The following is a 234-nucleotide window of genomic DNA, read 5'->3' on the forward strand; positions in this document are numbered from 1 at the left end:
TCGCCACGCTCGACACGCTCGACGTGCTCGTCAATTGCGCCGGCATGATCCGTCGCGGCGACGAGCACGATATCGAAACGTTCGAGCGCGTGATCGCCGTGAACCTCAACGGCACGATGCGCATGTGCTCGGCCGCGCGCCCGCTGCTCGCGAAGACCCGTGGCGCTATCGTCAACACGGCGTCGATGCTGACGTTCTTCGGCGGCGGCCTCGTGCCCGCGTACAGCGCGAGCA

The 234-nt window shown here is 67.1% G+C and carries 1 protein-coding gene; it reads left to right on the forward strand.

Annotated elements, in window-relative coordinates; all coding sequences use genetic code 11:
* A partial coding sequence (locus NCT04_RS34365; protein WP_250470313.1) for an SDR family NAD(P)-dependent oxidoreductase occupies nt 1-234 on the forward strand: 234 nt, incomplete at both ends.

Origin of the sequence: Caballeronia sp. GAFFF2 (genome assembly GCF_023631485.1) — a bacterium.
GTDB lineage: Bacteria > Pseudomonadota > Gammaproteobacteria > Burkholderiales > Burkholderiaceae > Caballeronia.